Annotated in this window: 21 protein-coding genes; 13 read left to right on the forward strand and 8 right to left on the reverse strand. The window is 64.7% G+C overall.

The genetic code is table 11. The features are described 5' to 3' along the window. Nucleotides 1-13 precede the first annotated feature (13 nt). Together IVB26_RS37275 and IVB26_RS37280 are read left to right on the forward strand one after the other, a co-directional pair. Nucleotides 14-814 (forward strand): FAD binding domain-containing protein, encoded by an 801-nt coding sequence (locus IVB26_RS37275; RefSeq protein WP_247969835.1) that lies wholly within the window; start codon nt 14-16, stop codon nt 812-814. A 254-nt stretch (nt 815-1068) separates the two neighbouring features. Next, nucleotides 1069-2193: a CaiB/BaiF CoA transferase family protein gene (locus IVB26_RS37280; RefSeq protein ID WP_247969836.1), complete on the forward strand. Its 1125-nt coding sequence runs from the start codon at nt 1069-1071 to the stop codon at nt 2191-2193. A gap of 122 nt (nt 2194-2315) precedes the next feature. Here the strand turns inward: IVB26_RS37280 and hppD are convergent, their stop codons facing one another. After that, nucleotides 2316-3431 carry a 4-hydroxyphenylpyruvate dioxygenase gene (gene hppD / locus IVB26_RS37285; RefSeq protein WP_247969837.1) on the reverse strand — a complete coding sequence of 372 codons (1116 nt, stop codon included), beginning with the start codon at nt 3429-3431 and terminating at the stop codon, nt 2316-2318. 117 nt (nt 3432-3548) lie between these two features. Here hppD and IVB26_RS37290 point away from each other — a divergent pair, with 117 nt between their 5' ends. Then, nucleotides 3549-4028, forward strand: a complete 480-nt coding sequence (locus IVB26_RS37290; protein WP_247969838.1) for an Lrp/AsnC family transcriptional regulator — start codon at nt 3549-3551, stop codon at nt 4026-4028. 72 nt (nt 4029-4100) lie between these two features. Beyond that, entirely contained in the window at nt 4101-4412 is a 312-nt protein-coding gene (locus IVB26_RS37295; RefSeq protein WP_247969839.1) for a DUF1272 domain-containing protein, read from the forward strand. A 99-nt stretch (nt 4413-4511) separates the two neighbouring features. Here the strand turns inward: IVB26_RS37295 and fahA are convergent, their stop codons facing one another. The 5 genes from fahA to IVB26_RS37320 form a co-directional block, all read right to left on the reverse strand. Next, nucleotides 4512-5786, reverse strand: coding sequence for a fumarylacetoacetase (fahA, locus tag IVB26_RS37300; protein WP_247969840.1), 1275 nt, complete (start codon nt 5784-5786; stop codon nt 4512-4514). 179 nt (nt 5787-5965) lie between these two features. Further along, entirely contained in the window at nt 5966-7312 is a 1347-nt protein-coding gene (gene hmgA, locus IVB26_RS37305; RefSeq protein WP_247969841.1) for a homogentisate 1,2-dioxygenase, read from the reverse strand. 2 nt (nt 7313-7314) lie between these two features. Then, nucleotides 7315-8271: an MBL fold metallo-hydrolase gene (locus tag IVB26_RS37310; RefSeq protein WP_247969842.1), complete on the reverse strand. Its 957-nt coding sequence runs from the start codon at nt 8269-8271 to the stop codon at nt 7315-7317. A 24-nt stretch (nt 8272-8295) separates the two neighbouring features. Further along, complete coding sequence (locus tag IVB26_RS37315) at nt 8296-8520, reverse strand: DUF2783 domain-containing protein (protein ID WP_246925979.1); 225 nt, start codon at nt 8518-8520, stop codon at nt 8296-8298. Between the two features lie 8 nt (nt 8521-8528). Beyond that, nucleotides 8529-10169 carry an FAD-dependent oxidoreductase gene (locus tag IVB26_RS37320; RefSeq protein WP_247969843.1) on the reverse strand — a complete coding sequence of 547 codons (1641 nt, stop codon included), beginning with the start codon at nt 10167-10169 and terminating at the stop codon, nt 8529-8531. A gap of 110 nt (nt 10170-10279) precedes the next feature. Between IVB26_RS37320 and IVB26_RS37325 the strand changes: the two genes are divergently transcribed. Continuing rightward, a complete protein-coding gene (locus IVB26_RS37325) occupies nt 10280-10819 on the forward strand; it encodes a MarR family winged helix-turn-helix transcriptional regulator (protein ID WP_247969844.1) in 540 nt (179 codons plus the stop codon). 104 nt (nt 10820-10923) lie between these two features. Here IVB26_RS37325 and IVB26_RS37330 read toward each other — a convergent pair whose 3' ends face one another. Beyond that, the gene (locus IVB26_RS37330) at nt 10924-11730 is read right to left on the reverse strand and encodes an N-acyl homoserine lactonase family protein (RefSeq protein WP_247969845.1); all 807 of its coding nucleotides are present in this window, start codon (nt 11728-11730) and stop codon (nt 10924-10926) included. 380 nt (nt 11731-12110) lie between these two features. On the opposite strand from IVB26_RS37330, the gene IVB26_RS37335 reads away from it, so the two are divergent. The 6 genes from IVB26_RS37335 (at nt 12111) to IVB26_RS43580 (ending at nt 19283) form a co-directional block, all read left to right on the forward strand. Next, complete coding sequence (locus IVB26_RS37335) at nt 12111-13649, forward strand: caspase family protein (RefSeq protein WP_247969846.1); 1539 nt, start codon at nt 12111-12113, stop codon at nt 13647-13649. Nucleotides 13650-13793: 144 nt separating this feature from the next. Further along, nucleotides 13794-14465 (forward strand): OmpA family protein, encoded by a 672-nt coding sequence (locus IVB26_RS37340; RefSeq protein ID WP_247969847.1) that lies wholly within the window; start codon nt 13794-13796, stop codon nt 14463-14465. A gap of 158 nt (nt 14466-14623) precedes the next feature. Beyond that, nucleotides 14624-15553 (forward strand): efflux RND transporter periplasmic adaptor subunit, encoded by a 930-nt coding sequence (locus IVB26_RS37345; protein ID WP_247969848.1) that lies wholly within the window; start codon nt 14624-14626, stop codon nt 15551-15553. Beyond that, a complete protein-coding gene (locus tag IVB26_RS37350; RefSeq protein ID WP_247969849.1) occupies nt 15553-18687 on the forward strand; it encodes an efflux RND transporter permease subunit in 3135 nt (1044 codons plus the stop codon). Before IVB26_RS37345 ends, IVB26_RS37350 begins: the two co-directional genes overlap by 1 nt. Nucleotides 18688-18753: 66 nt before the next feature. Then, nucleotides 18754-18993, forward strand: a complete 240-nt coding sequence (locus IVB26_RS37355) for a DUF433 domain-containing protein (protein ID WP_246930292.1) — start codon at nt 18754-18756, stop codon at nt 18991-18993. A 14-nt stretch (nt 18994-19007) separates the two neighbouring features. After that, complete coding sequence (locus tag IVB26_RS43580; protein WP_458309304.1) at nt 19008-19283, forward strand: DUF5615 family PIN-like protein; 276 nt, start codon at nt 19008-19010, stop codon at nt 19281-19283. 73 nt (nt 19284-19356) lie between these two features. Here IVB26_RS43580 and IVB26_RS37360 read toward each other — a convergent pair whose 3' ends face one another. Beyond that, entirely contained in the window at nt 19357-20031 is a 675-nt protein-coding gene (locus IVB26_RS37360; protein ID WP_247969850.1) for a Crp/Fnr family transcriptional regulator, read from the reverse strand. 247 nt (nt 20032-20278) lie between these two features. Here IVB26_RS37360 and IVB26_RS37365 point away from each other — a divergent pair, with 247 nt between their 5' ends. Then, nucleotides 20279-22342: an AsmA family protein gene (locus IVB26_RS37365; protein WP_247969851.1), complete on the forward strand. Its 2064-nt coding sequence runs from the start codon at nt 20279-20281 to the stop codon at nt 22340-22342. 244 nt (nt 22343-22586) lie between these two features. After that, a complete protein-coding gene (locus tag IVB26_RS37370) occupies nt 22587-25034 on the forward strand; it encodes an adenylate/guanylate cyclase domain-containing protein (RefSeq protein ID WP_247969852.1) in 2448 nt (815 codons plus the stop codon). Nucleotides 25035-25101 lie beyond the last annotated feature (67 nt).

Here is a 25101-nt window from a genome sequence, read left to right on the forward strand (position 1 = left end):
GGGAGCAACGAAGATGTACCAGACCAAATATCATCGCGCCTCCTCGGTCGACGAGGCCGTCAGCCTGTTCGCCAAGGGCAGCGAGGCCAAGTTTCTGGCCGGCGGCCAGACGCTGTTGCCGGTGATGAAGCAGCGGCTCGCCAGTCCCTCTGACGTCATCGACCTCGGCAAGATCAAGGAGTTGCAGGGCGTCGAATTGTCGGGCGATACGCTGACAATCAAGGCCGCCACGACCTATTACGACATCATGACGAATGCCGATGTGAAGAAGGCGATTCCCGCGATCGCCCATCTCACCTCGGTGCTCGGCGACCCTGCCGTGCGCTATCGCGGCACGATCGGCGGCTCGATCGCCAACAACGATCCCGCGGCGGACTTCCCCGCCGCGCTGCTCGCGCTCGGCGCAACCGTCAAAACCAACAAGCGGTCGATTGCGGCGGAGGACTTCTTCCAGGGCCTGTTCTCGACGGCGCTGGAAGACGGCGAGATCATCACGGCCGTGTCGTTCCCGGTGCCGGCGAAGGCGGGCTATGAGAAGATGCGTCACCCCGCCTCGCGTTTCGCCCTGACCGGCGTGTTCGTGGCGCAGACCAAATCGGGCGAGGTTCGGGTGGCCGCCACAGGGGCCTCGCAGAGCGGCGTGATGCGGGTGCCTGCGATCGAAGCCGCGCTGAAGGCCAACTGGTCGCCATCGGCGATCGACAGCGTCAGCATTTCGGCGAACGGATTGCTGGCCGACATCCACGGCACGGCGGAATACCGCGCCAACCTCGTCAAGGTGATGGCGCAGCGCGCGGTCGCCGCCGCGAGCTGAGCATGATCCGGAAAGCCAGATCGTGCTCAAAATGAACTAAAGAGCGGTCGCGACTTAGCGTCTCGACACAAATTTTCCGCGGCGCGCACTTCGGTGCGCGCCGTTTTATTTTTGGCCCTGCGGCATGAAAACTGCTTGCCTCGCTGGCGTGAAGGCGAGAAAAGTTAATCAGCCAATTAACTCGCCCCTAAGAGCAATGTCAGAGGTGATTGCCGCGCCACCGGCATCCGCCCGCGACCCGAGGAAACAACAACGTGCTCGACAAACCAGCCCAAGAAAAATCAGACGGCTCCTCCGTCCGCGCCTCCGGCCCGCTTTCGGGCTTCCGCATCGTCGAATTCGCCGGCATCGGCCCCGGCCCGTTCGCCTGCATGATGCTGGCCGACATGGGCGCCGATGTCGTCACGCTCGACCGTATCGGCGCGAAGAAGAGCATGAAGTCGGTGGCGGGCCGCGGCCGCAAGGTGATCGAGCTCGACCTCAAGGACAAGGCGGCGATCGCGCAAGCGCTGGACCTGCTCGCGAGCGCCGATGCGCTGGTCGAAGGTTTTCGTCCCGGCGTGATGGAGCGGCTCGGCCTCGGGCCGGACGTCGTGCTCGCGCGTAACCCGAAGTTGGTCTACGGCCGCATGACCGGCTGGGGCCAGGAAGGCCCGCTTGCGAACGCGGCCGGCCACGACATCAACTACATCTCCATCACCGGCGCGCTCGCCGCGATCGGCACGAAGGAGGCGCCGGTGCCGCCGCTCAACCTGGTCGGCGATTTCGGCGGCGGCGCGCTCTATCTCGTCGTCGGTGTGCTTGCAGCGCTTTTGGAAGCATCAAAGTCCGGCAAGGGCCAGGTCGTCGACGCCGCGATGTGCGACGGCGCGGCTTCGCTGATGTCGTTCTTCTTCGACATGACCACGATGGGACGCTGGACCGAAGGGCGCAACCAGAACTTCCTCGACGGCGGCGCGCATTTCTATGGCGTCTACGAATGCGCCTGCGGCCATTTCGTCTCGATCGGCTCGATCGAGCCGCAATTCTACGCCCTGCTGCGCGAGCACGCGGGCCTGACGGACGCCGACTTCGACGCGCAGATGAACCCCAAGGCCTGGCCGGCGCTGAAAGAGAAGCTGAAGGCCGTGTTCAAGAGCAAGACGCGCGAGGACTGGTGCAAGATCATGGAAGGCACCGACATCTGCTTCGCGCCGGTGCTGACCATGTCGGAGGCAACAAAGCATCCACACATGGTCGCCCGCAACGTCTTCGTCGAGCGCCACGGCGTGAAACAGCCTGCCCCCGCACCGCGTTTCTCGCGCACGCCGTCGGCGGTGCGGGAGCCGGAAGGTGCTGAGATTGGGGCTGTGACAAAGGCGTGGAAGGCAGCGAAGTAGTCCTACGCTCTAATCCGTAGGGTGGGCAAAGGCGCTCTTGCGCCGTGCCCACGTTCTCTCCGCAATTGGATAAAGGTGGTGGGCACGCTTACGCTTTGCCCACCCTACGGGGACGGCGCGCCTTACGCCGCATCCACCTTCAACACGCCGCGGCGGATCTGATCCTCCTCGATCGATTCGAACAGGGCCTTGAAATTGCCCTCGCCGAATCCGTCGTCGCCCTTGCGCTGGATGAACTCGAAGAAGATCGGACCGATGGCGTTGGCCGAGAAGATCTGCAGCAGCACCTTGGTCTGGCCGCCCTCGACCACGCCTTCGCCGTCGATGAGGATGCCATTCCTCTGGAGACGTGCGAGGTCCTCGCCATGCTTGGGCAGGCGCGTATCGATCTTCTCGAAATAGGTCTCGGGCGGCGCCGGCATGAACGGCAGGCCGGCGTCACGCAGGTCTTCGATGGTGCGGTAGATGTCGCGGCACCCGCAGGCGACGTGCTGGATACCCTCGCCGCGATAGGTCTTCAGATATTCCTCGATCTGGCCGGAATCGCCGGCGTCCTCGTTAATGGGAATACGGATCTTGCCGTCGGGGCTCGTCAGCGCGCGCGAGAACAGGCCGGAGGCGCGGCCCTCGATATCGAAGAAGCGGATCTGGCGGAAGTTGAACAGCTTTTCGTAGAAGCCTGCCCAGACATCCATGCGGCCGCGATGGACATTGTGGGTGAGGTGGTCGAGATAGAATAGGCCGGCGCCGACCGGCCGCGGATCGCGCGCCCCAAGCCATTCGAATTCGGCATCATAGGCCGAACCCTTGGAACCGTAGCGATCGACCAGATACAGCAGGCTGCCGCCGATGCCCTTGATCGCGGGCACGTCGAGCGTCTTCTGTGTGGATGATACGTCCGCCGGCTCCGCACCGAGCGAAATCGCCCGGTCATAGGCCGCCCTCGCGTCGACGACGCGGAACGCCATCGACGGAGCGCAAGGCCCGTGCGCGGCGACGAAGTCGTAGCCGTGGGTGCCTGGCTCCTCGTTGACGAGATAGTTGATGTCGCCCTGGCGATAGACCGTGATCTTCCTGGTCTTGTGGCGCGCAACGGGCGCATAGCCCATCAACTTGAACAGCGCGTGCAACTCGCCCGGGTTGGGATGCGCATATTCGACGAACTCGAACCCGTCGGTACCCATCGGATTGTCGGCGCTAATAGTGGCCGGCGGTGCATCATGCGGAAACGGTCCCATGGTGTTCTCCCTGTTGCTGGGAGGAACTATCCTTCATGCGGCACGCAAAGGGCGTGCAAATGGGGTACGATTTTGACATAATGCGCACGATCCGTGCATGAAATGGACAAAACGCGCATGATCTCAATAGACGTGTTCGACCTCAAGATCCTCAGCGCGCTCCAGGACGACGGCCGCCTCACCAACCAGGAACTCGCCGACCTCGCCGGGCTCTCGGCCTCGCAATGCTCGCGCCGGCGCATGCGCCTCGAGGAGGAGAAGGTGATCGCGGGCTATCACGCCGATCTCTCCAGCGAGGCGCTCGGCTTCGGCGTGGTCGCCTTCATCCAGGTGACGCTCGCGACTCACTCGCCGGATAATTCGAAGCGGTTTCGCGCGCTCGTTGGCCGCATCGACGAAATCCAGGAGGCATATTCGCTCACTGGCGACGCCGATTACGTGCTGAAGGCGGTTCTGCGCGATCTCAAGGGCCTCTCCAACCTCGTCAACGACGTGCTGATGCCGCACCAGAGCGTCGCGCATGTGCGCTCCTCGATCGTGCTGGATAGGCTGAAAGAGAGTTCGCGGCTGCCGCTCAAGGAGATCAAGGCCGGCTGAAATCGAGGGAAATGCGGCATTCGCGCAGCCCAGGCGATCTGCGATGATCCGGTCCAATCCGGAGATTCTGCCATGGCCCTCCAGCTTCGACCGAATTGCGAATATTGCGACCGCGACCTGCCGCCTGATGCAACGGATGCGCGGATCTGCTCGTATGAATGCACGTTCTGTGCAGACTGCGTCGAGACGAAGCTCTCCAATGTCTGCCCGAATTGCGGCGGCGGCTTTGCCCCGCGCCCGATCCGTCCCACGCAGGAATGGCGGCCGGGCGTCTGCACGACCAGGCAGGTTCCGTCCGACAAGCGGGTGCATTTGAAGTACAGCTTCGAGGATGTCGCGGCGCATTGCGCGCGGATCAGGGATGTGCCGCCGGAGAAGCGATAGGTCTCGTAGGGTGGGCAAAGCGAAGCCTGCCCACCATGTCCATCGCGTGGGCACGGCGCTAGCGCGCCTTTGCCCACCCTACGAACCCGAGAACGCGACTTACTCCACCGCCAGGATCGTCCCCTCGACCTCACCAAAGCCGACGCGATAGCCGTTGCCCTGGCACCAGCCGCGCATCACGAGGCTGTCGCCGTCTTCCAGGAATGAGCGTTTCACTCCGCCCGGCAATTCGACCGGCTCGGTGCCGTTCCAGCTGATCTCCAGCAAGCTGCCGCGCTGGTTCTTTTCCGGGCCTGAGATCGTACCGCTCCCCAGGAGATCGCCGACATTCATGGCGCAGCCAGAGGAGGCGTGGTGCATGAGCTGCTGCACCGACGACCAGTACATGTACTTGAAATTGGTGCGGCCGATGCTCGCGGGCGCATTGCCGCCCGCGGCGCGCAAGGAGACGTCGAGCGCGATGTCGTAGTTCTGCGGCTTCGCCTGTTTGAGATAGTCGAGCGGCACCGGCTCTTGCTCCGGGCCCTTCAGGCGGAACGGCTCCAGCGCCTCGCGCGTCACCACCCAGGGGCTGATCGATGTCGCGAACGCCTTGGCGAGGAACGGGCCGAGCGGCACATACTCCCATTGCTGGATGTCGCGCGCGCTCCAGTCGTTGAGCAGCACGAAGCCGAAGATCATCTCCTCGGCCTGTTGCTCGGTCAGCATGCCGCCCATCGGCGACGGCTGGCCCATCACCACGCCCATCTCCAGCTCGAAATCGAGCCGCTTGCACGGCCCGAAGCTCGGCACGTCCACATTCGGCGGCTTCAGTTGCCCGCGGGGGCGCTTCACGCTCGTGCCTGACACCACGACGGTGGACGCGCGGCCGTTATAGGCGATCGGCATATGCAGCCAATTCGGCTGCAGTGCATTGTCCTTGCCGCGGAACATCACGCCGACATTGGTGGCATGTTCTTTCGAGGAATAGAAATCGGTGTAGCCGGAGACCGCGAACGGCAGATGCAGTCTGGCATCGCGCATCGGCACGAGCGCCTGCTTACGCAGCTCCTCGTTGTCGCGCAGCTCCGGATGGTCGTGTCGCAGCAACTCGCTGATGCGGGCACGGTTGTTGCTCCAGACCTTTGGTCCGAGCGCCATGAACGGATTGAGCGAGGGTCCGGAGAAGACGCCAAGCGGGCCGACATCGAGCCGGGAATCCTGTTCGAGCTCCCAGAGATCCAGTACGTAATTGCCGATCGCGACGCCGACACGCTGCGTCGGGTTGGCCGCGGTCGAGAACACGCCGTAAGGCAGGTTCTGGATCGGGAAGTCGGAGGCGGGATCGACGTGGATGAAGGAACGGAGGCTGGGGTCGTTGGGGTGCGTTGTCACTTTGGCTCCGTCCTATCTTCCTTCTCCCCTTGTGGGAGAAGGTGGCGCGAAGCGCCGGATGAGGGGTTTCTCTCCGCGAATGCAGAAGTAAGAGAGTCACACGCGGAGAGAGACCCCTCACCCGTCTCGCCGCTTCGCGGCGAGCCACCCTCTCCCACAAGTGGAGAGGGGAAGAAAAGCTACGGCTTGCTCGGATCGAACCGCTTCTCGAGACCCTTCCAGCAATCCGCGTAATCGTCCTGCAGCGTCGAGGCATTCGCGGCGTGCGCGGTGACGCGTTGCGGGTAGCGAGTCTCGAACATGAAGGCCATGGTGCCGGTCAGCTTCACCGGTTTCAGCTCGCCGTTGCTGGCGTGCTCGAAGGCGTCGCGGTCCGGGCCGTGCGGCAGCATGCAATTGTGCAGGCTCATGCCGCCGGGGACGAAGCCTTGCGGCTTGGCGTCATAGACGCCGTAGATCAGGCCCATGAACTCGCTCATGATGTTCATGTGATACCAGGGCGGACGGAAGGTGTTGTCGGCGACCATCCAGCGTTCGGGGAAGATCACGAAGTCGATATTCGCGGTGCCCGCCGTCTCGGACGGCGAGGTCAGCACCGTGAAGATCGAGGGATCGGGATGGTCGAACCCGATCGCCCCAACCGGCGAGAAGGTGCGCAGATCGTATTTGTAAGGCGCGTAATTGCCGTGCCATGCGACGACGTCGATCGGCGAATGCGGCAACGCCGTCTTGAACAGCGAGCCGCCCCATTTCACGTAGAGCTCGGTCGGCGTGTCCTTGTCCTCGTAATGCGCGACAGGGGTGAGGAAGTCGCGCGCATTGGCGAGACAATTGGCGCCGATCGGCCCGCGCTCGGGCAGCGTGAACGCGCCGCCATAGTTTTCGCAGAGATAGCCGCGCGCCGGGCCGTTCGGGATCTCGACGCGAAACTTGACGCCGCGCGGGATCACCACGATCTCGCCCGGCTCGGCGTCGATGCGGCCGAACTCGGTGACGAGGCGAAGATTGCCCTGCTGCAGCACGAACATCAACTCGCCGTCGGCATTGTAGAAATGCTGGTCCACCATCGATTTGGTGATGAGATAGACATGCGCGGCCATGCCAGCCTGCGTATTCACATCGCCGGCGGTCGTCATGGTCTGCACGCCCTGGACGAAGGTCACATCATCCTTCGGCAGCGGCGTCGGGTCCCAGCGCATCTGCGCAATCGGCAGATCGTATTCGTGGCACGGCGCGGAGCGCCACAGTCCGGCATCGACCTTCTCGAAACGCCCGGAATGCTTCACCGAGGGGCGAATACGATAGAGCCAGGAGCGTTCATTGGTGCCGCGCGGCGCGGTGAAGGGCGAGCCCGAGAGCTGCTCGGCATAGAGGCCATAGGCGCAGCGCTGCGGCGAGTTGCGCCCTATCGGCAGCGCGCCCGGCAGCGCCTCGGTCTCAAAGCTGTTGCCGAAGCCCGACATATAGCCCGGCGTGACCTGAGCCGAGCTTCGGATGATCTGATCAGGCGAGGTATTGATGTTCATGACTACCCTCCTCCTTGCAAGGCCGCCCACATTTCCTGGTCGCGCTTGTCGGTCCAGATCACGGGATCGTCGATCCCCGACGCTTCGTCGAAGGCGCGCGACACGTTGAACGGCAGGCAGTGCTCGTAAATTGCGAAGCTGTGGAATTTCGGATCCATCACCTCGCGCGTTGCCGCCATCGTCTCCTTCAGCGTACGCCCCTTCGCAACCGAGATTTCGGCCGCACCATAGAGCGAGGTGACGAAGTCGCGCGTCATCGCGATGGCTTCGCGCACCGTGGCTGTACCCTTCAGCGCATCGCCGCGGCCGGGCGCGATCGCCTTCGGATTGAAGTTGCGTATCTCGTTCAGCGTCAGCGGCCATTCGCGCAAGTGAGCATCGCCGCAATAGCAGGCCGAGTGATATTCGATGAGATCGCCGGAGAACATCACCTCAGCGTCCGGCACCCAGGCGACGATGTCGCCGGAGGTGTGACCGGCCCCGAGCTGCATCAGCCGCACCTCGCGCTTGCCGAGATAGATCGACATCTCGCCTTCGAAGGTCAACGTCGGCCAGGTCAGGCCGGGAATGCTCTGCGCGTCCTGGAACAGCCGCGGAAAGCGGCCGTATTCGGAATCCCAATCCTGCTTGCCGCGCTCCTCGATCAGTCGATACGTCTCCTGCGAGGCGACGATGCCTTGCGCCTTGTAAGCGGAGGCGCCGAGGACGCGCACGGCATGATAGTGCGACAGCACGACATATTTAATCGGCTTGTCGGTGACAGTGCGGACGCGCTCGATCACCTTGTTCGCCATCGCAGGGGTCGCCTGCGCGTCGAACACCAGGCAGCCGTCGTCGCCGACGATGATTGCGGTGTTCGGATCGCCCTCGGCGGTGAAGGCATAGAGATCGGTACCGATCTCGGAGAAGGTGATTGTCTTCTCGGAGAGGTCGCCGGTGGATGCGAAGTTCTTCGCCATCAATTCGTCCTTCAATTCACGGGGTCATTGTTGTTGCTGTTGCTGCTGCTGGCCGTCGATCATGCGCCGCTTGGCGAGCGTGATCGCCTCGCGCAGCACATCGATGTCGCCGATATGGTTGGCGAGGATCAGCACCAGTGCTGCGTCTAAGTCGGCGCTCTGCTCCTCCGTGAGACCACGATGGGCCTCGGCGATGGCACGGAAGGCATCGTCAGGTCGCGCGAAGTTGGAGCTGGTGGAGAGTGGCATGAAAAACCTCAATTCAGGCCTTGTGTCAGGCCTTGCGCCCGCGACAGCGCCGCCGCGATCGCCGCCCGCGTCGGATGGCGGAAGCGCGCCGCGACGTAGCCGTCCGGCCGGAGCAGATAAGCGGCGCCCGGCTCGGCGTCATATCGCTTTGCAACGAGGCCCGCGGGATCGGCAGGTCCGCCCGTGCCGTCGATGCGGATGTCCTTCACCCCATCGGGCGCAGCGACCGCCGCGCCGTTGCTGAACGACAGCAGCGCAAAGTCCGTTCCACCCGTCCGGAATGCATCCGTCAAATAGCCGTGCTCGCCCGTACCCATCGCAACGGGGGCATCGAGCATGGAGCAGCCAGGAGCCGGTCCGCCGCGCCACGCATCCGCATCAGGCGACGACAACGGCGAATCATAGCTGCACGGCACCGACAGCCTGCCGCCATTGACCATGCGTTTGCCGAACGCCGTCTCCTTGGCGAGCGACAGCACCGCCTTGCGCAGCCGGGCTTCCTGATGCGAGTTCGGCGCCATGAAATCGGTCGAGCGCGTGGATTCGCGAATGTTCTCGTCGGCGGCCATGCTGCGCTCGGTATGATAGCTCTCGAGCAGGCTCGCGGGCGAGGCGCCGCGCAGCACGCGGTCGAGCTTCCAGGACAGATTTTCGGCGTCCTCGAGTCCGGAATTGGCGCCGCGCGCGCCGAACGGCGAAACCTGATGCGCGGAGTCGCCCGCGAAGATCACACGGCCATGGATGAAGCGGTCCATCCGCCGACACTGGAATTTGTACAGCGAGATCCACTCGAACTCGAACTTGTCGTGCCCGAGCATGCGGGCGATCCGCGGCCGCACGTTCTCCGGCTTCTTCTCGACGACTGGGTCGGCGTAACGATTGAGCTGGAGATCGATGCGCCAGACATCGTCGGGCTGCCGGTGCAGAAGCGCCGAGCGTCCCGCATGGAATGGCGGATCGAACCAGAACCAGCGCTCGGTCGGAAATTCCGCGGTCATCTTGACGTCGGCGATCAGGAACTGATCCTCGAACACCTGTCCCGCGAACTTGGCGCCGACCATCTGCCGCAGCGAGGAGCGCGCGCCGTCGCAGGCGATGACATATTGCGCGTGCAGGCGATAGGCGCCCTCAGGCGTTTCGATCGTCAACAGGGCGGAATCGTTGCGCTGCTCCAGCGCCGTCACCTTGTTGCGCCAGCGCAGGTCGATCTCGGGCAGATCCTGGATGCGATCGACCAGATAGGCCTCGGCGTAGTATTGCTGCAGATTGATGAAGGCGGGCCGCTTGTGGCCGTCCTCGGGCAGGAGGTTGAACTGGTAGAGCTGAGAGTCCCCGTGGAAGATGCGGCCGACGCTCCACACCACGCCCTTGGCGACCATGCGGTCACCGACGCCGAGCCGGTCCCAATATTCCAGCGACCTCTTCGAGAAGCAGATCGCGCGGGAGCCCTCGCCGATGCGGTCGGCGTCGTCGAGAAGGACGACGCGCTGGCCGCGCTGGGCGAGATCGATCGCGAGCGACAGCCCGACCGGGCCGGCGCCGACAACCACGACCGGATGCTCGGCCGGGCTTTGGCCAGCGCGGTCCTGATCGGGATGGCGGCGATAACCGAACTGGGCTTTGGCCTGATGCGTCTTGGCCTGCGCCATACACTATCCTCGGCTCTGGTCAGGACTGGACCGATCTGCTAGATAGTCTCACGTGCAACTATTTTGGACCGGAGCCGGCCGGCCGTCAACTGGAATTCGGAGCGCGCTCCTTGGCGAGAACCAGCGACATCGCATTGAAGGCCCGCGAAGCCGATGAGGCTTCTGCGCGGCCAAAGGCACGACTCGACCTGTTCAAGTTCGTCCCGTTCCGCCTCAACCGGCTCGCGGCCGAGGTCAGTTCCGCGCTCTCGGTCGAGTATCAGGAACGGCATGGTCTCGACATTCCGGCCTGGCGCGTGATCGCCACGCTCGGGTTCCGCAACGATGCCTGCAGCGCGCAGTACATCGCGCAATGCACCCGCACGCACAAATCGACCATCAGCCGGGCTGTGACGACGTTGCTGCATCAGGAGTTGATCGAGCGGGTCGAGAACGAAGCCGACCGCCGCGAATTCCGCCTGCAACTGACGAAGAAGGGCCGCGCGCTCTACGAAGAGCTGTTCCCGCAATTGCTGCGGCGGGAAGACGAAATCCTCGCCTGCCTCTCCGCGCAGGAGCGCAAGCAGCTCGCGGCGCTGCTCGGCAAGATCGAGCAGAGCCTCGATCTGATCCAGACCAGCGAAGAGGCCGACGCGAAGCAGGCGTACTGATTGAGTCGCCCGCGGGTAGCGCCAGCCCCGTTCATCCTTCGAGGGCCGCTGAATAAGCGGCCACCTCAGGGTGACGGCGATGGGGTCGCGCTCGCTTTACGCCGTCACTTCGCAAACGACCGCGACGGCGGCAGGTGCAGCGCCCAGGCCTCGACCTTGTCGCTGGCGCGCGGATAGATCTCCGTCACGATCGGATCGTGTCCGGGGATGAATCGATCGGGGTGGCCGGCGAGGCGCTCGATCGTCTCCCAACCCACCGCCATGTCGCCGACATTGTAGACGATCGGGAACGGGCTGCGCCGCTGCAGATTGGCGTAATAATGCGCGGCATCGGACGCCAGCACCACCGGTCCACGCGCGGTTTCGACCTTGACCACCTGCAAGCCGTCGGAATGACCGCCAACACGATGCACGGTGACGCCGGACGCGACCTCGCCGTCGCCGGAGTAAAACGTGACACGCTCGCCATAGACGTGGCGCACCATCTGCGTGACGTGCTCGACCGAGAACGGATGGCGCAGCAGGCCGTTGCACATGCAGCGGCCGGTCGCGTAAGCCATCTCGCGCTCCTGCAGATGGAAGCGCGCATTCGGGAAGCGATCGAGATTACCGGCGTGGTCGTAATGCAGATGCGTCACGATGACGTCGCGAATGTTTGACGCCGCAACGCCAAAGCGCTCCAGCGCATCGACCGGATTGAGCGTCAGCTTGCGCGCCCGCGCGCTCGCCTCCTCGGCATTGAAGCCGGTGTCGACCAAGATGTCGCGGCCGCCCCCGCGGATCAGCCAGACGAAATAGTCAAGGTCCTGCGCCGCGCTGTCATGCGGATCGGGCTGAAGGAAGTTCATGCTGGGGGTGCGCGGCGACATCGTCGCATAGCGCAGGGCGTAGATTTCGTAGGCGTTTCCCATGATTCTTGCTTTTTTGCTTTGCTTTTCTGAGTGGACCTTCCGGGACGATCCTGCGCAGCAAGCCATTGTCCGCTGCAAAGGTCAAACGCTTCGCGGCGCGAGGGAGCAGGCCTTCAACGTGAGACCAATCACATTTTCGTCGCCATGGAGGTCCTAACGTGCCGCCGGTAAAATCGAGCCGGATCACGTCGAGCACAAACATGACAGACTGCTTATCCCCCTTGCGGCGCACCCGGACGTTGCGGTCAATCGTCGCGATAACGCCGAATCTCCAAGTGGTTGACGCCCCCCGTCCCCGGTTTGATAATGCAGGAAGCGTAAGTTAAGGTCGCCGCGGCGCAAGCTGGGAACGGCGCCTTTTTGGCTGGACCGCGCTGAATATGAAAATTCGCTTCTTTTTTCTTCTACCCTTGCTCATCTCACTCGTCCCGACTGCTCCATCGCTTGCGGCCGGTGACCGTTTTGCGTTGGTCATCGGCAATGCCAAATATCCGGACGCGGATGCCCCGCTGAAGGAACCGATCAACGATGCGCGCAACGTCGCCGACGAGCTCAAGCGCGACGGCTTTGCCGTCGAGATCGGCGAGAATCTGACCGGCGACGGCATGCGCCGCGCCTTCGACAAGCTCTACGGCAAGATCAAGCCGGGATCGGTGGCGCTGGTGTTTTTCAGCGGCTTCGGCATCCAATCGGCGCGCCAGAGCTACATGCTGCCGATCGATGCGCAGATCTGGACGGAATCCGACGTGCGCCGCGACGGTTTCAGCCTCGAGACCGTTCTCGGCGAGCTCAATACCCGCGGCGCCGGCGTGAAGATCGCGCTGATCGACGCCTCCAGGCGGAACCCGTTCGAGCGCCGGTTCCGCAGCTTCTCGGCCGGCCTGACCCCGGTCATCGCGCCGAACGGCACGCTGGTGATGTATTCGGCCGCGCTGGCCTCGGTGGTCTCGGACGCCGGTGGCGATCACAGCCTGTTCGTCCAGGAGCTCCTCAAGGAAATCCGCGTCCCCGACCTGATGGCCGAGGAGACTTTGAACCGGACCAAGATGGGCGTCACCCGCGCTTCCCGCGGCGAGCAGGTGCCGTGGATATCCTCTTCATTGGCCGAAGATTTCTCGTTCAGCCCGGGAGCCGGCGGATCGCGTCCGGCACCGGCGACGCCGCCTGCGCCTCCCGCGCCGCCGCCGGTCGTCGCCAACAACCCGCCGCCGCCCGCGCCGCCGACACCGCCTCCGCCGCCGAAGCCGGCCGACACCGCTGCGGCACCTGCGCCTGCGCCTGCTCCGCCACCTGCGCCTGTTCCCGCGCCGGCCCCGAAGCCTCAGGTCGAGGCCGCCCTGCCTCCGCCGCCACCGCCGGTGAAACCGATCGACCCCGCTCCGGCGCCGAGCACGGACAGCGGGCCGAGTGCCGCCGCCCTGGCCGACGATCCCACGATCAAGAGCCTGACCTCCAAGATTGCCGCCAATCCGGACGACGTGAACGCGCTGTACCGGCGTGGCCAGGTCTATGCCAGCAAGGGTGCCTACAACCTCGCCATCAAGGATTTTGACGACACGCTCCGGATCAACACCAAGGATGTCGAGGCGCTGAATAACCGCTGCTGGACCCGCACCGTCGTTGGCGACCTCCAGGGCGCGCTGAAGGATTGCAACGAGGCGTTGCGGCTGCGGCCGAACTTCGTCGATGCGCTGGATAGCCGGGGGCTCGTCAACCTCAAGTCGGGCGCGGTCAAGAATGCCATCGCCGATTTCGACGCAGCCCTGAAGATCAACCCGCGCCTGACCTCCTCGCTCTATGGGCGCGGCCTCGCCAAGCAGCGCAACGGCTCCGCCCAGGAAGGCGCGCTCGATATCGCCAACGCCAAGGCGATGGATCCGAACATCGTTCAGGAGTTCGCAAGCTACGGAGTGCGTTGATATTTTTTTGGGTTGAGGCGGTCGACGCCTCGAACCTTGAACAGCCCAAGGAAGACTAATGGGCGGATGCCGCGACAGGTCTTTTCCGAGGCCTATTGCTGGAAATTGGAAGCACGCAAGCTGGCTGCGCAGGAGGGACTGGCTATGAGATTGGCTGCAAAGGGACTGACCGCGATCCTGTCCATCATCACCATCGGTGCCGCTCTGTCGCTGCCGACCTCGTCCGCCTTCGCCGGCGAAGAAAGCAACAGCAAGAACGTAACTGAGGACGAGATCGTCCGCGCACTCGCCCCACCCGCGAAGAAGCCTCTGACCCGCGGCCTCTCGATGGCCCCGCAGGCCGATCCCGCGCCGAACGCGGCGGAGACCAAGCTGATCCAGTCCGTTCGCGGCCGCTCGACGCGCTCGCTCTCATCGACCGAACGCGAGGAAATCGCCTCAGTCGCCAAGGACAAGCCGAACATCGATCTCGAAATCACCTTCGACTACAACTCGGCCAATATCAGCGCCAAATCGATGCCCTCCGTGCAGGCGCTCGGCCGCGCGCTGACGAGCCCCGACCTGAAGGGATCGACCTTCGTGGTCGCCGGCCACACCGACGCCGCCGGCGGCGAGACCTACAACCAGGACCTGTCGGAGCGCCGCGCGGATTCGATCAAGCGCTACCTCGTCGACAAGTACAGCATCTCGGCAACCGACCTCGTCACCGTCGGCTACGGCAAGAGCAAGCTGAAGGACCCGAGCCAGCCGATGGCCGAGGCCAACCGCCGCGTGCAGGTCGTCAACATGGAAAACAAGACCACCGCATCGAAGTGAGCACGACGTAATCCTTTGCAGTGACAAGTCGTGATGTGGTGTAAGGTCTCGCTTCCAAAGCGCGTCCCGCAGCCTTGCGGGACGCCGCTTCGTTTCATGGAAACGCTCTTGATGGGCCTCGCGCGGACGGCCGTGAGCCAGGCCAGGATGATCCGGCGATGAACCTCTCCGAATATCTCAAGCCTGCCGGCACCGTGGTGTTCGTCGTCGCGCTCGGCGTCGGCTATTATCTGTTCGAGCATCGCAAGCGCCCCGAGCCGAAGGAGACGCAGAGCGAGGCGCTCGTCATCGTGACGAAGTCGACCAATGCCTGCTTCTCCGACCTGGTGCGGGTGACCGGCTTCTTCGTGCCGCGCCGCGAGGCCGTGGTCATCGCCGATCAGGAGGGATCCAGGGTCACCGACCTCCTGGTCACCGAAGGCACCGTCGTCTCCGACAACCAGGAGCTGGCGCGCCTGACTGCGCCGCCGCAGATCCCGGGCCAGCCGCAGCGACCCGGCCCGCAAGGCCCGATCTCGCTGAAGGCGCCTGCGCCGGGCCTCGTCACCGAAGTCCGCACGATCGTCGGCGCGCCCGCATCCCCGCAGGCCGGCCCGATGTTCCGCATCGCCGTCAACAACGAGATCGAGCTCGATGCTCAGGTCCCGGCAGTGCACATGCCCAAGCTCAGTTCCGGCGCCACCGTGCGCATCAGCCGCGACGACGCGCCCGACTTGATCGGCCGGGTCCGGCTGGTTGCGCCCGAGATCGACCGCGCCACGCAGCTCGGCCGCGTCCGCATCAGCGTCACCAACAATCCCTCGCTGAAGGTCGGCGTGTTCGCCCGCGCCTCGATCGACGCCAAGCGAAGCTGCGGTGTCTCGATCCCCAAGACCGCGATCGACCATCTCACCATTCAGGTCGTCAAGGGCAACACGATCGAGACGCGCAAGGTACGGGTCGGACTGTCGTCCGACAGCGCGACGGAAATCCTCGAAGGCCTCGACGTCGGCGAAATCGTCGTCGCCGACGCCGGCTCTTCGCTCCATGACGGCGACCAGATCAAGACCATGTTCGCCGATGAACTCGATCGCACGCGGGTACGCTGATGGCTCTCAATATCTCGGCATGGTCGATCCGTAATCCGCTGCCGTCGGTCGTCTTCTCGATCATCCTCCTGATTCTCGGCTGGGTGTCCTTCACCAAGCTCGCGGTGACGCGGCTGCCTTCGGCCGACATTCCCGTGATCTCGGTCGTGGTCTCGCAGTTCGGCGCGGCGCCCGCCGAGCTCGAATCGCAGGTGACCAAGACGGTCGAAGACGCGGTCTCCGGCGTCGAGGGCGTGCGGCACATCACCTCACAGATCACCGACGGCGTGTCGGTCACCACCATCCAGTTCGCGCTGGAGACCAACACCGACCGCGCCCTCAACGACGTCAAGGACGCGGTGACGCGTGTGCGCTCGAACCTGCCGCAGAACGTCACCGAGCCGCTGATCCAGCGCGTCGACGTCATCGGCCTGCCGATCGTCACCTATGCCGCGATATCGCCCGGCAAGACGCCGGAGCAGCTTTCCTATTTCGTCGACGACGTGGTCAAGCGCGCGCTGCAAGGCGTCCGCGGCGTCGCCCAGGTCGAGCGCATCGGCGGTGTCGAGCGCGAGATCCTGGTCTCGCTCGACCCGGACCGTTTGCAGGCAATGGGTCTGACCGCCGTCAATGTCAGCCAGAGCCTGCGCGGCACCAATGTCGACGTCGCCGGCGGCCGCGCCGAGATCGGCAAGAACGACCAGGCGATCCGCACCCTCGCCGGCGCCAAGACGCTGAGCGATCTCGCCGGCACCATGATCCCGCTGTTCGGCGGCGGCGAGGTCCGGCTCGACGATCTCGGTACCGTCACCGACACCATCGCCGACCGCCGCACCTTCGCTCGCTTCAACGGCGAGCCGATCGTCGCGCTCGGCATCAAGCGTTCCAAGGGCGCCAGCGACGTGAAGGTGGCCGAGGCCGTGCAGAAGCGCGTCGACGCGCTCAAGGCCGCCTATCCGGACGTCGACCTGAAGGTGATCGACACCTCGGTCGAATACACCAACGGCAATTACCACGCGGCGATCTCGACCCTGTTCGAAGGCGCTATCCTCGCCGTCGTCATCGTGCTGCTGTTCCTGCGCGACCTGCGCGCCACCATCATTGCCGCGATCTCGCTGCCGCTGTCGATCTTCCCGGCGTTCTGGGCGATGGACCTCCTCGGCTTCTCGCTGAACCTCGTCAGCTTCCTCGCTATCACGCTGTCGACCGGTATTCTCGTCGACGACGCCATCGTCGAGATCGAGAACATCGTCCGGCACATGAACATGGGCAAATCGCCCTATCGTGCCGCCCTCGAAGCCGCCGACGAGATCGGCCTCGCGGTGATCGCGATCTCGCTGACCATCATCGCGATCTTCGCGCCCGCAAGCTTCATGTCGGGCATCGCCGGACAGTTCTTCAAGCAGTTCGGCATCACCGTCTCGGTGCAGGTCTTCTTCTCGCTGCTCGCGGCGCGCTTCGTCACACCGGTGCTCGCAGCCTACTTCCTCAAGCACGGCCATCACGAAGAGCCGCCGCCCGGCCGCGTGCTGCGGTCCTATCATCGGATCGTGGCCTGGTCGGTGAAGCACTATTTCATCACGGTGCTGGTCGGCTTCGGCGTCTTTGCCGCCTCGATCTGGAGCATCACGCTGCTGCCGCAGGGATTCCTGCCGGCGCAGGACAGCGCGCGGTCCCTGCTCGCCCTCGAGCTGCCGCCGGGCACCCAGCTCGCCTACACCGAAAAGGTCACCGAGGACATCGTCGCGCGCCTGCGCAAACGGCCCGAGGTGAAGAGCATCTTCGTCGACGGCGGGCGCGTTCCGCCGGGCACCCAGGAAGTCCGGCGCGCGGCACTGATCATCAATTACACGCCCAAGGATGCCCGCGACATCACCCAGCGCGAGCTCGAATTTTCGATCAGCCAGGAGCTGGAGAACATTCCGGACATCCGCTTCTGGTTCCTCGACGAGAACGGCCTGCGCGCCATTTCGCTGGTCGTGACCGGCGTCGACGCCAACATCGTCAACAATTTCGCGAGCGAGCTCGCGACGCAGATGAAGCGGATTCCGACCATCTCCAACGTGATCTCGGAAACCACGCTGGAGCGGCCCGAATTGCGCGTCGAACCGCGCGCCGATCTCGCCGCGCGGCTCGGCGTCTCGACCGAAAGCCTGTCGCAAACCATCCGCGTCGCCACCATCGGCGATGTCGGACCCGCGCTCGCCAAATTCGACGTCGGCGACCGACTGGTGCCGATCCGCGTGCAGCTCGAGGATGCCGCCCGCGGCAATCTGAAGACGCTCGAACAGCTGCGCGTCCCGCTCGGCGAGCACGGAGAGAAGGGCGGCGTGCCGCTCTCGGTCATCGCCGACGTCAAGCTCGACCAGGGTCCGACCAGCATCAACCGCTATGATCGTGAACGGCAGGCGACCGTCGCCGCCGACCTCGTCGGTTCCGCCGCGCTCGGCGACGCCACCAAGAAGATCTACGACCTGCCGGTGATGAAGAGCCGGCCGAAGGGCGTGAGGGTCTCTCCCTCCGGTGATGCCGAGAGCCTGAACGAACTGTCCGACGGCTTTGCCACCGCGATCACGGCGGGCCTTATGATGGTCTACGCAGTGCTGGTGCTGCTGTTCGGCACCTTCCTGCAGCCGATCACGATCCTGTTCTCGCTGCCGCTCTCGATCGGCGGCGCGATCGCGGCCCTGCTGCTCACTGGCAAGCAGCTCACCACGCCTGTGTGGATCGGCATTTTGATGCTGATGGGCATCGTCACCAAGAACGCGATCATGCTGGTTGAATTCGCCATCGAAGCCATTCACGCCGGCAAGCCGCGAGACGAGGCCATGATCGACGCCGGCATGAAGCGCGCCCGCCCGATCGTGATGACCACGATCGCGATGGCCGCGGGCATGATGCCGAGCGCGCTCGCGGTCGGCGCCGGCGGCGAGTTCCGCTCGCCGATGGCGCTCGCGGTGATCGGCGGCCTGATCTTCTCGACCATCCTGTCGCTGGTGTTCGTGCCCGCGATGTTCATGGTGATGGACGATTTCGGCGCCCTGATCTGGCGCTTCGCCAAGCGGCTGATTGTCCACAGCGAGGATGCCGAGACGGACGGTCATCACGGAGCGGCACCGGAATCGAAGGACGTCGCACATCGCGCTGCGGAATGAGATTCGAAGGCAAGCAGCCAAAGGGACGCACTGGCGAAGGGCGCCCCCAGGCGTTATGTTACCTGTATGACTTTCACGCGGATCACGATCGACCCTACGGTCTGCACCGGCAAGCCCTGCATTCGCGGGCTGCGTTTTCCTGTCGCACGGTTGCTCGGCCTGTTGGCGGCCGGCGAGACCCGGGAGTCGGTCCTCAACGATTACCCGTATCTCGAACGCGAAGACATCGATGAAGCGCTGCGCTACGCGGCCTTCCTCGCGGAAGACGAGGCTGTCGAGCTGCCCTCCACCGTCCCGGCATCGTGAAATTCCTCGTTGACATGCCGCTCTCGCCGGCGTTGTCGCGCTGGCTGACAGAGAGGGGGCATGATGCCGTTCACGCCTCCGAGGCTGGCCTTCATGCTGCGAGCGATATTGAGATCATCGAGCGCGCCAGGCGGGAGGCGCGTACGGTCGTGACAGCGGACCTCGACTATCCTCGTCTCATCGCAACCGCGGGCACCGACAGCCCAAGTCTCGTTCTCTTCCGAGGCGGCGATTGGACAGAAGAAGGTGTCCGAACGCCGACTGGCGGAGGTTCTATCCGCTCTGACTGAGGACGAGATTCAGAGCAGCATCACTATCGACCGGAATCGTGTGCGCCGACGCTGGCTCCCGATCGGTTGAGCCCTACTCGTTCCGCGCGATCGCGGTCAGCTTGTTCATGTTCCGCAGCAATATCCGGCCGCGCTGGAGATCGAGGATCGCTTCTTTACGCCAGGCCTGCAGCTGGCGGTTGACGCTCTCGCGGGCGGCGCCGACGAAGACGCCGAGCTGCTCCTGCGAGATGTGCACCTCGGAGCCGAAATCGGCGGCGAGTGCGCAGAGCCGCCGCGCCAAACGCACCGGCAGCGGCTGCAGCATGGATTCCTCCATGCGCTCGCTCTGCCAGCGGATGCGCTGGCAGAGCAATGCGATGATCTTGATCGCGACCTTCGGCTCGCGTTCGAGGAAGCTGAGAAAATCTTCGCGCCGCAGCACGAACAATTCGCTGGCCTCGCCCGCGGTCGCATCCGCGGTGCGATTCTGGCCATCCAGCACCGCGACTTCGCCGAACAGGTCGCCCGGCCCCATGAAATTCAACGTCAGCCGGCTGCCGTCGGAGGCGCCGGTTTCGATGCGGACCTGGCCGCGGCGCACGCCGAACAGCGCGTCGCCGGGATCGCCCTTCTGGAACAGCACCTCGCCGTTCCCCAGATGCTGGGTGTGACAGAGATTGGACAACCGCTGGAGCTCGTCTGTACCGAGATCCGCGAACATCGCGTTCATCTTCAGGATGACCGCAAATTCGGCCTGCTTGCTCATTTCAATGTCCTTGTGAACGTCCTGGTCAGTTTTCTTGGCAAACCGCTGGAAACCATCAACATCAGGATCGCGTAAAACCGCGCCGGGGAAGTGTGTCATAAGTCACATAACTTTGCAGCACCCCCTGACTATTTTTACGCGCTTGGAGCTGCTTCCCGTCCGGGGATAAACTCAGGCGCAAAGGATGGGTGCGAAGGGTGGTCGTCTGCGGGATTCGACGCCGATTGTCCGTCGCTGGAAAGTCGAGATGAGAGCAGTAAAATTCGCCGGCGCGGCTCTGGCCGCCGTCATCCTCGTGATCGCAATCCTGCTGGTGGTCGGGATCCCCTCGGGCTTCCTGACCTCGACGATCGCCTCGCGCGTCGAGAGCGCGACCGGGTATCGTCTGTCGGTCGACGGCACCACCAGGATCAGCCTGTGGCCGACGCTGCACGTCACCCTAAACGACCTTACGCTTGCCGACCCCCGGGATCGCAGCGGCATCACGCGCCTGACGGTCGACAGCGTGCAGGCTGACATGTCGCTCTCGAGCGTATGGTCGGGCCGCCCTGAGATCAGTGAGCTCGTCGTCACCCATCCCGTGCTCTACCAGCCGCTGCTGCGTGAGCGCCTGCCGAATCCGGGCTCCTCGTCGAAGCCGCTCGCGCCCGATGTCGGCGGCGCGTCCATCGCCCGCGTCAAGGTCACCGACGGCGAAGTCGCATTCTCCCGCGTGCGCGATCGTGTCGAGGGCCGCATCAGCACCATCAACGCCGACGCGACCGTCGACCACGACCGCAAGGTCAACATCACCGGCACCGCGCGCGTCGGCGACCACCCGACCAAATTCGACATCAAGGCGACCACGCCGGCGCCGCCGGCCGACCGACCGACCATCCCGGTGGATTTCGCCATCGACATGCCTAGCGTGCTGAAGTCTCAACTCACCGGTCACGCCGATATGCGGCTGAGCGGCGATGTCGTGATGATCAACGGCGTGAATGGCAAGCTCGGCGACGGCGCATTCAACGGCTGGGCTTCGGTCGACATTGCGAGCAAGCCCCTGGTCAAGGTCGACCTCGACTTCCAGCGGCTTGCGATTCCGCTGGCGAAATCGCCGGAGGGCACGGCCGGGCAACCCTGGAGCAATGCGCCGATCGACGTGTCCGGGCTCAACTATGTCGATGCGCAGGTGAGGATTTCCGCGAACGAGGCCGTGATCGGCGATGCACGCATCGCGCCGCTGGCGCTCGATGGCAAGCTCGCCGGCGGCGTGCTGAAGGCCGGCACCGCCAATCTCGGCGCCTATGGCGGCCAGGTCTCGGGCGAGGTGATCCTGGACGCGACCACCGGCGCGCCGAGCTTTGCCATGCATTCCGATCTCGTCGGCGTGCGCGCGCTGCCGCTGCTTCAGGGCCTTGCCGAATTCGACCGCATCGACGGCAAGCTGCAGGCCAAGCTCGCCTTGCGCAGCGCCGGCACCAGCCAGCGCGCGCTGATGGCGAACATGCAGGGCACGGCCTTCGTCAATTTCCAGGACGGCGCCATCCGCGGCATCAACGTCGCGCAGATGATCCGCTCGTTGACCTCGGGCACGCTGTCCGGCTGGCAAGACAACCAGGACCAAGGCCGGGAGCAGAGCACGGATTTGTCGCAGCTCTCGGCCTCGTTCCGCATCGACAAGGGTCAGGCGGTGACGACCGATCTCAATCTGATCGGGCCGCTGGTCCGCGTCACCGGCGCCGGCACCATCGCGCTCGACACCAAGATGATGGGTTTTCGCGTCGAGCCGAAGCTGGTGATGACGACCGAAGGTCAGGGCCGCGCCAATGAGCCGGTCGGCTTCGGCATTCCCGTGATGATCCAGGGCAGCTGGTCGCAGCCGCGGATCTATCCTGATATGGCCGGCATGCTGGACAATCCGGATGCCGCCTATGCCAAGCTGCGCGAGATGGGCAAGGGCCTGTTCGGCCCTGACGGCGCCGGGCTCGGCAACATTCTGGGTAGCCTCGGTCTCGGCGGCACGACAGCGCCCGGCGGCAATGCGGCCGGCAATGCCAATCCGCAAACCCAGCAGCCGGGCCAGAACAATCTGCTCGGCGGCGGGCTCGGGGAGGCGATCGGCAATTTGATTCAGCAGGGGCTTTCCAATGGCGCGGGAAGCAGCACTGGCACCGCGCCGGGCACCGGCCGCAGCCGCAGCCTGCCGGCAACGCCCGCCACACCGGCGCCGCAGGCCTCGCCCGCGCCCCCAGCTATGGACGACCCACCGGCCGCGCAGCAGGACAGTCAGCCAATGAACGACGTGCTGCGGCAACTCTTTAACCGGTGATGGGCTGACTGGCGGGCTGAACTCCACGGCCATCCCCTTACATCAGCCTCTCGCCCCGGCTTCCTTCGAACGGACGAGGCTGCGCCAATTCACTCCCCCTTCCACCCGCCCCACGTCCACAGGGAGTAACCACGCCGGCCGGTCCCCCGCCGCGCGGCGGTCCTTTGGCCCAAATTGTGATAGAACGGCCCCGAAGGGGCTACGCCCGTAGCGCCGGCGTCGATGGCGGCGCGAGAGGATCGGGATGGCAGGAGCGAACGACAAGAGACGGTTTCTGCGCGAGGGCCTGTTCGCCAAATACGTCGTCTCCCTCGTCGGCCTCGTCGTGTTCGTCCTCGCCGTCAACGGCGCGATGGAGACCTGGATCTCCTACCGCGCCACCCGGACGCAGCTCACCGACGGCCTCGAGGACAAGGCGCAAGCAGCGGCCCGCCGGATCGAGCAGTCGATCTCGGAGCTCGATCGCCAGATCAGCTGGGTGACGCGGGCGAGCCAGGACACCCTCGAGAAGCGCCGCGCCGACTACGCATCGCTGCTGCACCAGGTCTCCGTCGTCAACCAGCTGTTCCAGCTCAACGGTGACGGCCGCGAGGTGCTGCGCGTCTCGCGCCAGTCGACCACGACCGGCAGCAACGCCGACCTCTCCCGCGACATGCGCTTCACCGAGACCGTCGCCCGCGGCGTCAGCTATGCGCCAGCATGGTTCGTCGACCGGACGCCGTTGATGTCGATCTCGGTGGCGCATTCCGGCTTCAATGCCGGCGTCACCGTGGCGGAGATCGATCTCAGCTTCCTCTCCGACTTCCTGTCGGACGCGCAAGTCGGCAAGGCCGCCTTTGCCTATGTGGTCGATCCGCGCGGCCGCGTGCTGGCGACATCGTCGAAAGGGCCCGATGTCGGCAAGGACCTGTCGAAGCTGCCGCAGGTTGCGGCCGCGATCGCGCCCGGCCACGAGCCCGACACCTCGGGCACCGACTTCAACGGCCATGCGGTGATGAGCGCCGCGAGCACCGTGCCGAAGCTCGGCTGGAGCGTGCTGTTCGAGCAGCCGACCACGCAGGCGCTGATGCCGATCCGCGACCAGCTGGTGCGCATCGCGCTCCTGATCGGGATGGGCCTGATGGTCGCGATCCTCGCCGGCACGCTGCTCGCCCGTCGCATGATTATCCCGATCACGGCGCTGCGCGACGGCGCGCACAAGCTCGGCGAGGGCGATTTCAGCCACCGCATCGAGGTGCGCACCTCGGACGAGCTGGAAGATCTCGCCGGCCAGTTCAACCGCATGGCCGGCCAGATCCAGGAGACCTATTCGAACCTGGAGACCAAGGTCGATGAGCGCACGCGCGATCTCGCGCAGTCGATCAACGAGCTGAAAGTTCTGGAGGAAGTCGGCCGCGCCGTTGCCTCCTCGCTCGATCTCAACGCCGTGCTGCCGACGATCGCCGCGCGCGCGATCGAGATCACCCATGCCGACGCGGTGCTGATCTACGGCTTCGATGCCGAGAGGCGCCGCTTCCACCTGGTCGAGGCCAATGGCATCGACAAATCCGCAGACGGCGCCCATGTCACCATCGACGAAGGCGAGAACATCCTGAGCGATGCCGCCAGGAGCGGCGAGCCGATCGCGCTTCCCGATCTCGATCATGCCGCCGAGCAGCCGCTGCGCGAGGTCGCGATCGCCGCCGGCTTCCACTCGGTGCTGGTTGTGCCGCTGGTCGACCAGCAGGGCACGCTCGGCTCGCTGGTGGTGCTGCGCCGCGCCGGTGGCGAGTTCGCCGGCAGCATCATCGGCCTGATGCGCACCTTCGCCAACCAGGCCGTGCTGGCGATGCGCAATGCGCGCCTGTTCACCGAGGTCGATCACAAGGGCCGCGAGCTGGAGGCGGCGAGCGAGACCGTGCGCGCCCAGGCCGACAAGCTCAAGCAGCAGACCGAGCAGCTCAAGGACTGGAACAAGTCGCTGGAGGAACGCGTCAAGACCCAGCTCGGCGAGATCGAGCGCATCCGCAAGCTCGAGCGTTTCCTGGCGCCGCAGGTGGCGCAGCTGATCGCGTCGTCCGACAGCCCGGAAGGGCTACTCACCAGCCAGCGCCGCGAGGTGACCGTGGTGTTCTGCGATTTGCGCGGCTTCACCGCGTTCACGGAAGCGACCGAGCCGGAAGAGGCGATGAACGTGCTGCGCGAATATCACGCAGCGCTCGGCAAGCTGATCTTCAAATACGAGGGCACGCTCGACAAATATGCCGGCGACGGCGTGATGATTCTGTTCAACGCGCCGATCCAGTTCGAGGACCACACCAAGCGCGCCGTGAAGATGGCGGTGGAGATGCGCGAAACCATCGGCCCCTTGACCGAACGCTGGCGCAACCGCGGGCACAGTCTGGGCTTCGGCATCGGCATTGCGGTCGGCTATGCCACGCTCGGCCAGGTCGGCTTCGAGCAGCGGCTGGAATATGCCGCGATCGGCAGCGTCACCAACCTTGCCTCGCGCCTCTGCGGCGAGGCCAAGCCCAACCAGATCGTGGTCAGCCGCCGCGTCTACGGCATCGTCGAGCCTTTCGTCGAAGCCCGCGCCCTCGACGATCTCCAGCTCAAGGGCTTCAATCACCCCGTACTCGCCATGGAGATTTTGAGCTGGCGCGAGGAGGTGGCGAACGTGGTGGATGCCGCGGCGGTTCGGATGCGGGGTTAACTTCCTCGCCTGCCTCACCTGGTGAGGCATCGCTTGTTAGCGCGCACCGACAGATGTCGCGATCCCG

The sequence above is a fragment of the Bradyrhizobium sp. 195 genome (genome assembly GCF_023101665.1).
Classification (GTDB): Bacteria; Pseudomonadota; Alphaproteobacteria; order Rhizobiales; family Xanthobacteraceae; genus Bradyrhizobium.